This is a genomic window from Streptacidiphilus neutrinimicus, assembly GCF_000787815.1.
In the GTDB taxonomy this organism is placed as follows: Bacteria; Actinomycetota; Actinomycetes; order Streptomycetales; family Streptomycetaceae; genus Streptacidiphilus; species Streptacidiphilus neutrinimicus.
This window is the reverse complement of sequence record NZ_BBPO01000033.1, coordinates 76,382-87,941: the sequence shown is the minus strand read 5'-3', so window position 1 is coordinate 87,941 and position 11,560 is coordinate 76,382. Positions and strand designations below refer to the sequence as shown.

The window sequence follows — 11,560 nt, the reverse complement described above, 5'->3', positions numbered from 1 at the left end:
GCGAGGCGGCGGGCGCAGGCGCGGTGCTGGACGACGGCGTTCCCGGCGACCGCGCCGCCCAGGACCAGCCAGCCCACGGGTCCGGCCGCCATGACCGCCCCGGTCAGCAGGGGCGGCCCCGCCGACTTCTGGATCGCCTGCGACATGCCCGCGACGCCGAGATAGGCGGCCCGCGAGCGCTCCGGCGCGAGCAGGACGGACAGCTCCCAGGAGCTGACCGAGCGGAGCAGCTCCGCCACCGTGACCAGGACCGCCGCCGCGAGCAGCGCCAGTGACGCGCCGAGCGCGCCGCCGCCGGTCGTGGTGGCGAGGAGCACGCAGGTCAGCAGCAGGGCCGCGCCGTAGAGGAGCACCGAGCGGACCGCCCCGCGCGGGCCCTCCGCGGCCGCGGAGACGCGCAGTTGCAGGACCACCACGAGCACGGTGTTGATCGCCAGGAACGCGGGCACGAGCGCGTGCGGCGCGGTGGTGTGGGCGACCAGCCAGAGCGGCAGGCCGACGTTGAGCACGGAGTCGTCGAGGCAGAGCGGGATGTCGCGGAGCACGAAGAGGAGGTAGCCGCGGTCCCGCCACGGGCTGCCCGGCACGTCGTCGGTGGCCACGACCGGCGCCGCGCCCGGCGCGGACGCCGCAGCGGCGGGCACAGAAGAGGGGGGCACCGAGGCGGCAAGCGGCGAAGCGGCGGACGCCGATGCGGACGACGCGACCGGAACCGCGGGCGTCCGCGCCGGGCCCGGTTCGCCCGTGCGCCAGACCAGGGCCGCCGCCAGCAGGTAGGAGAGGCCGTTGCCGAGGGCGAGGGCCCGGTACGCGGAGTCCGTGCCCACCGTGAGGCCGAGCGCGGCGATGCCGGCGCCGACCGCGTAGCCCGCGTTCGCGGTGGTCCTGGACAGGGCCTGGTACGCGGAGCGGCGGACGCCGGCGACGCGGGTGGCGAAGAGCATCTCCAGCATCTTCGCGCCGCGCTCGCCGAGGGCGGTGACGGCCACGACGGGCAGCAGTACGGCGATGCCGTGGCCGAGGACCAGGCCGGCGACCGCCGCGAGGCGCATCAGGTGACTGGCGATCAGCAGCCCCCGGGCCGGGAAGCGCCCGGCGAGCCAGCCGGCCAGCGGGGATCCGGCGATGCCCGCGATCCCGGCGACACCGAGGAGGAGACCGACCTGACGGGCGTCCAGGCGAGAGACGAAGGTGAAGTAGAGCACGGCCGACGCCGCCCACACGCCGGTGCCGGTCCGGTCCACGAACTGCGCCAGCAGCATGGTCCGCGCGTCCAGCCCGCCCGGCGGCCGGCGCAGCTGCGCCCAGATCCCGTCCTGCTTCCCCATGGCCGGCGCCTCCATTTATCTTTACATCAAGAAACTTGACATCAAGATGCTAGATCGCCGCCCCCGGGGTGGTCAATGTCACTCGAACGCCCCAGCTGACGGCCTTTCAGTCGCCCGAAGCCGTCCAGCCCTCAGAATGGGGACATCTGACGACATGACAGCGGTACCCGGCGGCACAAAGGGCGCGGAACCCACCAGGACGCACCCGAAGCGAAAAATCGAACGTATGGGAACCGACTAGCCTGACTTGGCCGTCGTAAGGGCCGTATCAGATCACCCTGTGATCACTTCCTTCACCTGTGCCCTCGCTTTCTGACCGACCAGGGCCGATTCAGCCGGAGCAGCGCAATGACCCAGCCCTTCACCCCGCCGCAGGAGACGCTCCCGGCCAGGCGGCGACGTGCGCGGCGGCCGCGGCGGCGGCGCGCGCTGATCTGGACGACGGTGGTCGTGGCCTGCCTGGCCGCGGTCGTGGGCGTGGCGGTCCCGGTGATGAAGCACTACGAGATCCCGCCGTTCAGCCAGAAGGGCCAGCCGCTGAGCTTCGACACCCCTGCACCGCACGGCGGGGGCGGAGGTCGCGACGGCGGCGGGGACGGCAAGGTCGTCGGCGGCAACGCGCTGACCGAGCTGCCGACGGGCCCGGAGGCCCCGTGGCGGGTCGAGCACACCCTCGACGACGGCACCCACATCGGCGTGATCACCTACACCGGCCCGAAGTCCGGCTACACCGGCAAGGTCTGGGTGTGGGCGCCTAAGCAGTACAGCGACCCCAAGTACGCGCAGAGCGGCTTCCCGGTGATGATCGCGCTGCCCGGGGGTCCGGGATACAACGACAACTACTGGAAGGACCCCGGCCTCAAGCTGGAGCAGAGCATCACCGAGTGGTCCCAGGAGGGCAAGAGCCTGCCGTTCCTGGTCGTCATGCCGGTGCTCAACCCCGGCCCGGACGTCCACGACCACTACTGGGACGGCAGTGACATCCCCGGCCAGCCGAAGATGGGCACCTGGCTGATGGACGACGTCCCGAACCTGATGCGGCAGAACTTCCGGACCTTCAAGTCGCGCGACGGCTGGGGCTTCATGGGCTCCTCCAGCGGCGGCTTCGTCGGTCTCAAGGCCGTGCTGCAGTACCCGGACCGCTTCAAGGCCGCGCTGATCTCCGGCCCGGACATCGTGCCGGACTCCCCGTTCTGGAAGGGCCACCCGAAGGAGCAGGCGGAGAACAACCCGGTGCTGCTGTCCAAGCAGCTGATCGCGCGCGGCGGGCCCGACGTCTACATCGCCTTCCAGTACGGCACCCGGGAGGGCTCGGGCGAGATCGGCGCGGTCACGGGCTACCTCAAGCAGTTCGGCAACAAGGGCCCGATCCACACCGCCGTCCACGTGATCCAGGGCGGGCGGCACAACGCGTACACCTACGTCCCGGCGATGGGAACCGGGCTGATCACCTGGTTCAGCCAGCACCTGCTGGGCCCGACGCCGTCCTCGTGAGGGGCCTGTGACGACGCCCGCGCCGGCGCTCGTCATCCGAACGCCGGCGCGCGAGGTGGTGTACGTCTTCGACTGGGACTCAGCCGGCCGGATCGCCCAGGTCCACGTCCTGCTCAACCCCGACCAGCGGCGGCACCCGGAGCTCAGGCGCGGTGGACCGTCAGCCCCGCGAACGGGTCGGTCGGGGTGACGACGCCGTCCCAGTCGAGCAGCTGCAGCCGCGTGAAGACCTGCGGCGTCTTCGCGGTGTAGGACAGCACCCGGACGCGCAGCCTGAAGGTCGCGGAGGCGCCCGCGCGCAGGCCGTTCACGACCAGGTCGTGGACGCCCAGGCGTTGCCAGTGGCCCTTGGCCGCGGAGCCGACCCAGACGTCGTCGGCGAGCTGGGCGCCGTTCGGCTGCCCGAGGTCCGCGAGGATCGACCAGCTCTGCTCGAGGTCCGCACCCGTGCGGTTGGTGAGCGTCACCGTCTCGTAGGCGGGACGGCCGGGGGACAGGCTCGCGTCGCCCTTGAGGCTCTCGTCCATCGGGCCGCCGGTCCCCTTCGCGAGGGTGAAGTCGACGTCCTTGTACAGGACCGGGCCGCGGACGCCCTCCCTGACGCCGACGAAGAGGTGGAGCAGCCCGTCGTTCAGCGGCCAGGCCTTGGTCGCGGCGACGGACAGCTTCCACCCGAAGCTCGCGTGGGCCGCCAGCGTGTAGACGCCGGTCTTCGATCCCTTGGGGGCGAACATGCCGACGTAGCCGGGCGCCTGCGCGCGGAAGTCGGTCGTCGTCACCGGGGTCCTGCCGAGCGCGGCGGCCGAGGCCGTGAGCTCGCCCGACCGCAGGTAGACCGCCCCCGCGGGGAGCCCCACCAGCTCGGTCGAGAACTGCTGGGCCTTCCCCGTGGTGTTGGTGACCTTGACGATCTCGGTCCGGGCGGCGCCGCCCGGCTTGAGGGCCGTGCCCGACGCGGTCGGGATGATCGAGAGCTGGAGCGCGGGCTTGGCGGGCGTCGCGGCGCCGGCCGTGGCCGGGAAGGCCAGCGCGGCGGAGCCGAGCAGCGCGGAGGCCGCGACGGCGGCGGCGGAGCGGGTGAGGCGAGCGGACATCGGAGGCTCCCGGAAGGGACGGCGGTGGTGTCTGACGACGGCTCGGGGCGGTGGGTCGTTCTCTGCCCCCCGGCGAGAGGAAAAGTAGCGGCGCGACGATCTTGGAAATGTGCGCGCTGTGTCACAGGCGCGCGACAGTCGGCGCGTCGTGCCGCACGGATATGGGGAAGGGCCGGGGCCCGACGGCGGATAGGCTTGGCCCATGTCTGCAGCCACCCCGGTACGTGTCCGCTTCGCCCCCTCGCCCACCGGCATGTTCCATGTCGGCGGTGCCCGCTCCGCTCTGTACAACTGGGCCGTGGCGCGACAGTCCGGCGGCGTCTTCGTGCTGCGCGTCGAGGACACCGACGCGGCGCGCAACAAGCCGGAGTGGACCGACGGCATCATCAACGCCCTCGCCGCGATCGGCATCCACCAGGACGACCCGACCTTCGAGGGCCCGTACTTCCAGTCGCACAACGCCGAGCGCCACCGCGAGGCCGCGGCGCAGCTGAAGGCCGCCGGTCACGCGTACTACTGCGACTGCACCCGCGAGCAGCTGACCGCCCGCACCGGCTCCGAGCACCTCGGCTACGACGGCTTCTGCCGCGACCGGGGCCTCGCCTACGCCGAGGGCCGCGCGCTGCGCTTCCGCACGCCCGACGAGGGCGAGACCGTCGTCAAGGACGTCGTGCGCGGCGACACCGTCTTCCCGAACAAGGCGATCGAGGACTTCGTCATCGCCCGCGGCGACGGCTCCGCCGTCTTCCTGCTGGCCAACGTCGTCGACGACCTCGACGAGAGCGTCACCGAGGTGATCCGCGGCGAGGAGCACCTGTCGAACACCCCCAAGCAGCAGCTGCTCTGGGAGGCGCTGGGCGCGACCCCGCCGGTCTGGGCGCACCTGTCGGTGATCGTCAACGAGAAGCGGCAGAAGCTCTCCAAGCGTCGCGACAAGGTCGCGCTCGAGGACTACCTGGCCGAGGGCTTCCTGCCCGAGGCCATGGTCAACTACCTGATGCTGCTGGGCTGGGCTCCGGGCGAGGACGAGGAGATCCTTCCCTTCGACGAGCTGGTCCGCCGTTTCCGGATCGAGGACGTCAACACCTCTCCGGCCTTCTTCGACATCAAGAAGCTGACCGCCTTCAACGGCGAGTACATCCGCGCGCTCTCGCCCGAGCAGTTCCTGGCGGCCTGCGCGCCGTACCTGAGGGCCCCCTACGCCAACTGGGCCCCGGAGCAGTTCGACCAGGCCCTGTTCGAGACGGTCGCCCCGCTGGCGCAGACCCGCCTCGCGGTCCTGTCGGAGATCACGGCCAACGTCGACTTCCTCTTCCTGGACGAGCCGGTCTCGGACGAGGCCTCCTGGTCCAAGGCCATGAAGCCGGGCGCGGACGCGATCCTGCGCGACGCGCGCACGGCCTTCGAGACCGCTCCGTGGGAGGCCGAGCCGCTGAAGGAGACGCTGCTCGCGGTCGGCGAGCAGCACGGCCTCAAGCTCGGCAAGGCGCAGGCCCCGGTCCGCGTGGCCGTCACCGGCCGCACGGTGGGCCTGCCGCTGTTCGAGTCGCTGGAGGCGCTGGGCCGCGACCGCGTCCTGGCCCGCCTGGACGCGGCGCTCGCCAAGCTCTAGTCGCACCACCCCTGAGGGGCGCGAGACCTGCCTCGCGCCCCCTCAGGCGAGGGCGACGGCCCTCGCCGCGTTGGCGACGGTGATCGCCTGCTCGGCCGCCGCGCCGAACTCCCGTGCCCGTCCCCGGCGTGCGCGAGTCGCGGACGGGTGTGCGCGCTGCGGGCGCGGCGCGCGGGGACGCCCGTTCCATCGGACGATATGACTACTTCCGGGGCTGGATGACCGTTTTTCCGGCGGGGTAGGCCCCACGGGTGACCTCAGCCACGCCTGACGCGTCCGCCGCGACGCCCCAACAGCCCTTCCGTCTCCCCGAGTTCTACGTCGTCCACCCGGCCAGGACCAATCCGCACCTGGAGCGGGCCCGCGCCCACACCAAGGCGTGGGCGCGGTCCATGGGCATGCTGGAGGGCTCGGGGGTCTGGGAGGAGCGCGACCTCGACGCCCACGACTACGCGCTGCTCTGCTCGTACACCCACCCCGACGCCACCGCCGAGGACCTGGACACCGTCACCGACTGGTACACCTGGGTCTTCTTCTTCGACGACCACTTCCTGGAGCTCTTCAAGCGCACCCAGGACCGGGAGGGCGCCAAGGCCTATCTCGAGCGGCTGCCCGCGTTCATGCCGCCGGATCCCACGACGCCCATGCCCGACGCGACCAACCCCGTCGAGGCCGGGCTTGCGAACCTCTGGCTGCGGACCGTGCCGCATCTCTCCCCCGCCTGGCGGACCCGCTTCGCGGAGAGCACGCGGAACCTGCTGAACGAGTCGCTGTGGGAGCTCTCCAACATCCACGCGGGGCGCATCGCCAACCCCGTCGAGTACATCGAGATGCGCCGCAAGGTCGGCGGCGCGCCCTGGTCCGCCGGGCTGATCGAGTTCGCCAACCGGGCCGAGGTCCCAGCGGCCGTCGCCGCGAGCCGGCCGCTGCGCGTGCTGCGCGACACCTTCGCCGACGCCGTCCACCTGCGCAACGACCTCTTCTCCTACCAGCGCGAGGTCGAGGACGAAGGCGAACTCAGCAACGGCGTCCTGGTGCTGGAGCACTTCCTCGGCTGCTCCACCCAGGAGGCGGCCGACTCCGTGGGCGACCTGCTCACCTCCCGGATGCAGCAGTTCGAGCACACCGTGGTCACCGAACTCCCGGTCCTCTTCGCCGAGGAGGCGCTCGACCCGGCCGGCTGCGCGGCCGTTCTGGCCTACGCCAAGGGCCTGCAGGACTGGCAGTCGGGCGGCCATGAGTGGCACCTGCGCTCCTCCCGCTACATGAACGAGGGTGCGCTGGACCGCGGTTCGGCCTCCGCCTGGCGGCCGGGACCGACCGGGATCGGCCTGTCGGCCGCCGACGTCTCCTCTCTGACGAACCGTCTGGGCCTCAAGCGGATTCGCAACTTCACGCATGTCCCGTACCGGCGGGTGGGGCCCTCGCAGGTCCCGGTGGCCGCGTCGCCGTTCCCGCTGACGCTGAGCCCGCACCTGGACGCCGCGCGCAGCAGCTCGAACGCGTGGATGGCCGCCATGGGCCTGCTCGACGAGGGCATCTGGGACGAACGGCTGCTCACCGGCTTCGACCTGCCGCTCTGCGCGGCCGGGAGCTTCCCCGGGCACGGCGAGGAGGCGCTCACCCTCGCCGCCGACTGGCTGGCCTGGGGCACCTACGCCGACGACTACTACCCCCTCGTCCTCGGTCGTGGCGGCGACGTCGCCGCCGCGCGGCTCGCCACCTCCCGCCTGCACGCGCTGATGCCCGTCGAGCCCGGCGAGCCCGCGGGCCAACCGGCGTCCCCGCTCGAACGAGGCCTCGCCGACCTGTGGCAGCGCACCAGCGTCGCGCTGCCGCCCGAGGGGCTGCGCGGGCTGCGCGACGGGGTGGACGCCATGCTGGCCGGCTGGCTCTGGGAGCTGGACAACCACACCCTCCACCGCATCCCCGACCCCGTCGACTACGTCGAGATGCGCCGCGACACCTTCGGCTCCCGACTGACGCGCTGCCTGGGCCGCTTCGGCCGCGAGGGCGAGGTCCCCGCCGCGTTCTTCGAGACGGGCGCGGCGCGCGCGATCGAGGCGGCGGCGAGTGACTACTGCTGCCTGCTGAACGACCTGTGGTCGTACCAGAAGGAGATCGAGTTCGAGGGCGAGCTGCACAACGCCGTCCTGGTGGTGCAGTCCTTCTTCGACTGCGACCGCGCGAGCGCCGTCGGCATCGTCGCGGACCTGATGGAGTCCCGCCTCCGCGAGTTCCACCACGTCGTGGCGGAGCAGCTTCCCGTCGTCCTGGCCGACCTGCGTCTCGACGCCACCGCCTGCACCGGCGTCGCCGCCTGGCTGCGGGACCTGGAGCACTGGATCGCGGGCGTCTTCCACTGGCACGGTGAGACGACGCGCTATCCGGAAGCGGAGCTGCTGGCGCGCTACGGCGGTTCGGCCGGCTTGGCGTACCCCTTGAGGCCCACCGGACTGGGGACTTCGGCCTTGGCGCCGATCAAGTAGGGGGCTGAGCAGGGGCCCGGCAGGCCAGTGGGTAGGAAAACCAAACCCTCATGGGCGTAGGCTGCCACCATGACCGCGTCGAAGCCGCAGCCGCGCCCCTGCTCCATCGCCGACGCCCTCTCCGTCGTGGGCGACAAGTACACGCTGCTCGTGCTGCGCGAGACGCTCTTCGGGGTGCACCGGTTCGACGCCATCGCCCGCAACACCGGAGCTCCGCGCGACATCCTGACCGCCCGACTGCGCAAGCTGGTCGAGGCGGGCGTGCTGGAGAAGGTCCCGTACCAGGACCGTCCGGTCCGCCACGAGTACCGCCCGACCCCGGCCGGGCGGGAGCTGCAGCCGGTCCTGCTGCTGCTCAAGGAGTGGGGCGACCGGCACCTGGCGGAAACCCCGCCGCTGGTCTGGGAGCACGACTGCGGCGCGGACGTCGAGGCGCAGATCTGCTGCCGCGCCTGCGGCGAGGAACTCCGTCGGGGCTCGGCGACCCCCCACTACCAGGTGCCGGGCTGGTCGCTCTCCGGGCCCGTCGAGGCGTAGCTACCCCAGCACGACGCGGGTGATCGCCACGACGCCCACCGCGACGATCACGCCGCGCAGCACGGGCGCGGGCAGGCGGCGGCCGACCAGCGCGCCCACCTGGCCGCCGACGACCGACCCGACGGCGATCAGCAGCGCCGCGCGCCAGTCGATCGGGCCGTCGATCAGGAAGAAGACGGCCGCGATCCCGTTGACCGCGAGGGCCAGGACGTTCTTCACCGCGTTGATCCGCTGCAGCTCCAGCTCCAGCAGCACCCCCATCAGGCCGAGCAGCAGGACGCCCTGCGCCGCGCCGAAGTAGCCGCCGTAGATGCCGCACAGGTAGACGCCCACCAGCAGCGCGCGGCCGCCGTACTCGCGCCGCGGGCGGTTCTCGGCGCGGGCCGCCAGGCGCTTGGCCAGCAGCGGCTGCACCAGCACCAGCACCAGCGCGGCGGCGATCAGCACCGGGACCGCCGCCTCGAACGCCTTGGCCGACAGCGCCAGCAGCAGCACCGCGCCGGTCAGCCCGCCCGCGAGCGCGGCGACCCCGAGCCGGCGCAGCAGCGGCGCCAGGCCCGTCAACTCCCGTCGGTACCCGAGCACACCGCTGACCGAGCCGGGCACCAGGCCCAGCGTGTTGGACACGTTGGCCGTCACCGGCGGCAGACCCGCCGCGAGCAGCACCGGGAACGTGATCAGCGTCCCCGAGCCGACCACGGTGTTGATCAGCCCGGCCCCGACTCCGGCCAGCGCGACCCCCGCCTGGGTCCAGCCGGACGCTCCGGCCAGCCCGGCGGCGGCCGTCATGACAGCTCCGCTCATTCCACACCCCATTGTCACGGCGATCCGGTCCGAACAGGTGTCGGTACCGGTCGCGGTTCGTGAACCGAGCTTCTCATCCAGCTCCCATAAAGCTCCCACCGCCGTCTCAGGCCGACGGGGAAGTCTCGATATGCGATACGGGAGGAAGGGGACGGCGATGGACACGGCCGCACGAAAGCTCGCCGCTCTGGCCGCCGCAGGGCTGATCGTCACGGGCACCGGCGCGGGCGTCGCCACGGCTTGGGCCTCCACCCCGCACGGCAGAAGCCGTGCCTCCGCCGGCCCCACCGCGTCCGCGTCCGCCTCGGCCAAGGCCACCGCATCGGCTGCTCCGAGCAGCAGTGCCGCGGCCAGGGCGTCCGCGAGCCCGAGCAGCACGGCGACGGCGATTGCCTCACCGTCGCCCACGCCCACGCCCTCCACGCCCTCCGCGGCCTCCGCGGCCTCTGGCGGCAACGTGCCGCTCACGACGACCGGGCAGTCACAGATCCTGACGGCGTCGCAGCAGACCGCCAAGGTCGGCGCGATCTTCTCCTCGTCCACGATCACGCCCGGCAACCACCACTGCACCGCGAGCGTCGTGGACAGCCCCGCCGGTGACGTCATCGTCACCGCCGCGCACTGCCTGAACGCGGGCCAGACCACCGCGGTCTTCGTCCCCGGCTACCGCGACGGCAGCGCGCCGGACGGCGTCTGGCACATCACCCGGGTCCTGGAGAACTCCGCCTGGACCGGCGACGGCGACCAGGACGACGACGTGGCCTTCGCCGTGGTCGCCCCCCAGAACGGCAGGAGCCTGGAGTCCGCGGTCGGCGGCGGCTACACCCTGTCGACCTCCGGCACGACCGCCGCGACGGTCCAGCTGACCGGCTACCCCTCGGCGACGGACGAGCCCATCACCTGCACCGGGGACGCCGCGGCGTTCTCGCAGACCCAGCTCGTCATCGACTGCACCGCCTTCACCGGCGGCACCAGCGGCTCGGCCTGGATCGCGGGCTACGACGCCGACGCGGACGCGGGCAGCATCATCGGCGTCATCGGCGGCTACCAGCAGGGCGGCGACACCGCGGACGTCTCGTACAGCATCGTCTTCGGCTCCGGGACGCAGGCGCTGTACGAGCAGGCGGCGTCCCAGTAGTTTCCCCCCGTGCGATTCGACGCCGTACCGAAGCCCCCGACCGTGGCCTCTCGACCGCGGGACCCGAGGGGCTATCCCGTGCCCGCCATCACGCCGTACGAGGAAGGGGAGCCCCGCTTCGCCCTGACCGACTACGAGAAGAGCGCGGCGTGCGCGCGCGAGCGCCTCTGCTCGGTGTGCGGGGCGCACCTGCCGACCGACGCGCCCGTGTGGCGGGTGGTCGGGGCGGCCGAGGCGGAGGCCATCGGCGCCGCCCTCGCCACGGGAGCCCCGTACCGGAACCTGGCGCCGACGTGGGAGGGGCCGGGGCACCGGGCCTGCATGCTCTACGCCTCGATGGTCTGCCCGTATCTCGCGCGGCCGCAGGCACGCCGCAGGGTGCTGGACCGGGGCACCGCACGCGGCGCCACCGGCGCCGTCGTCGGGTTCGCCGACTACGAGTACGCGGTGACGGACTCCCAAGTCCTCTTCCGGTTCCTCGGCGTCGTCGAGTTCCTCCCCCACGACGACGCCGCGACCGCGCACCTGGCCGCGCTGGAGCGGGAGATCGCTCAGCGGTAGGCGGGCAGGCCGGGCACCGAGGAGATCAGCCTCGGGGCGGCGGAGCCGTCGATCGGCAGGACCGCGACGCCGTTCGGCGTGCGCACCGCGACGGTGCGGCCGTCCGGGGAGACCGCGGGCTCGGTGTAGTCGGTGGTGGCGTGCGGGGTGATGTCGGTGACGGTCGTGCTCGCGGCGGACGAGCCGAAGCGCTCGACGAAGACGTGGTCGTGGCCGCCGACGGAGCGGACGAAGACCACGCCGGGCTCGTCCTGACCGGGAATCAGGGCCGGCTCGGAGCCGTTGGTCAGCGCGGAGCCCTGCTGGCGGATGTAGTCGTCGCGGAGGTAGACGTCACCGGTGCTGGTGTTCGCGTAGACCGTCGTGCCGGTGGCGCTGCCGCTGCCGTTGATCCAGGTGTTGCCGGCCTGCGGCAGCGGGGCCACGTTCTCGCCCGCCTCCTGTGCGAGCGGCAGCCGGGCCGGGGTTCCGCCCGCCGTCGGGACCTCCATCAGGCGGGTGCC

9 protein-coding genes and 1 pseudogene are annotated in these 11,560 nt (G+C 72.5%); 6 read left to right on the top strand and 4 right to left on the bottom strand.

Annotation, left to right across the window (positions count from 1 at the left end; genetic code table 11):
- A partial coding sequence (locus TR48_RS21405; RefSeq protein WP_042369787.1) for an MFS transporter occupies positions 1 to 1,328 on the bottom strand: 1,328 nt, incomplete at its 3' end.
- Positions 1,329 to 1,676: 348 nt separating this feature from the next.
- Here TR48_RS21405 and TR48_RS21400 point away from each other — a divergent pair.
- Positions 1,677 to 2,822: an alpha/beta hydrolase gene (locus TR48_RS21400; RefSeq protein WP_084729619.1), complete on the top strand. Its 1,146-nt coding sequence runs from the start codon at positions 1,677 to 1,679 to the stop codon at positions 2,820 to 2,822.
- 143 nt (positions 2,823 to 2,965) lie between these two features.
- Here the strand turns inward: TR48_RS21400 and TR48_RS21395 are convergent, their stop codons facing one another.
- Positions 2,966 to 3,916 carry a hypothetical protein gene (locus TR48_RS21395; RefSeq protein WP_042369780.1) on the bottom strand — a complete coding sequence of 317 codons (951 nt, stop codon included), beginning with the start codon at positions 3,914 to 3,916 and terminating at the stop codon, positions 2,966 to 2,968.
- Between the two features lie 253 nt (positions 3,917 to 4,169).
- On the opposite strand from TR48_RS21395, the gene gltX reads away from it, so the two are divergent.
- The 3 genes from gltX to TR48_RS21380 all read left to right on the top strand — a co-directional run bounded on the left by gltX (position 4,170) and on the right by TR48_RS21380 (position 8,554).
- Entirely contained in the window at positions 4,170 to 5,528 is a 1,359-nt protein-coding gene (gene gltX / locus TR48_RS21390) for a glutamate--tRNA ligase (RefSeq protein ID WP_236652252.1), read from the top strand.
- Between the two features lie 251 nt (positions 5,529 to 5,779).
- The gene (locus TR48_RS21385) at positions 5,780 to 8,017 is read left to right on the top strand and encodes a terpene synthase family protein (protein WP_042369778.1); all 2,238 of its coding nucleotides are present in this window, start codon (positions 5,780 to 5,782) and stop codon (positions 8,015 to 8,017) included.
- 69 nt (positions 8,018 to 8,086) lie between these two features.
- Positions 8,087 to 8,554: a winged helix-turn-helix transcriptional regulator gene (locus tag TR48_RS21380; protein WP_042369776.1), complete on the top strand. Its 468-nt coding sequence runs from the start codon at positions 8,087 to 8,089 to the stop codon at positions 8,552 to 8,554.
- Here TR48_RS21380 and TR48_RS21375 read toward each other — a convergent pair whose 3' ends face one another.
- Positions 8,555 to 9,358, bottom strand: coding sequence for a sulfite exporter TauE/SafE family protein (locus TR48_RS21375; protein WP_439654486.1), 804 nt, complete (start codon positions 9,356 to 9,358; stop codon positions 8,555 to 8,557).
- A gap of 157 nt (positions 9,359 to 9,515) precedes the next feature.
- On the opposite strand from TR48_RS21375, the gene TR48_RS44430 reads away from it, so the two are divergent.
- Together TR48_RS44430 and TR48_RS21365 are read left to right on the top strand one after the other, a co-directional pair.
- A complete protein-coding gene (locus TR48_RS44430; RefSeq protein WP_052442855.1) occupies positions 9,516 to 10,496 on the top strand; it encodes a trypsin-like serine peptidase in 981 nt (326 codons plus the stop codon).
- A gap of 78 nt (positions 10,497 to 10,574) precedes the next feature.
- Positions 10,575 to 11,057, top strand: coding sequence for a hypothetical protein (locus tag TR48_RS21365; protein ID WP_236652250.1), 483 nt, complete (start codon positions 10,575 to 10,577; stop codon positions 11,055 to 11,057).
- Here TR48_RS21365 and TR48_RS21360 read toward each other — a convergent pair.
- A pseudogene (locus TR48_RS21360) lies at positions 11,048 to 11,560 on the bottom strand (hypothetical protein); the annotation flags it as partial. The gene TR48_RS21365 and the pseudogene TR48_RS21360 overlap by 10 nt on opposite strands.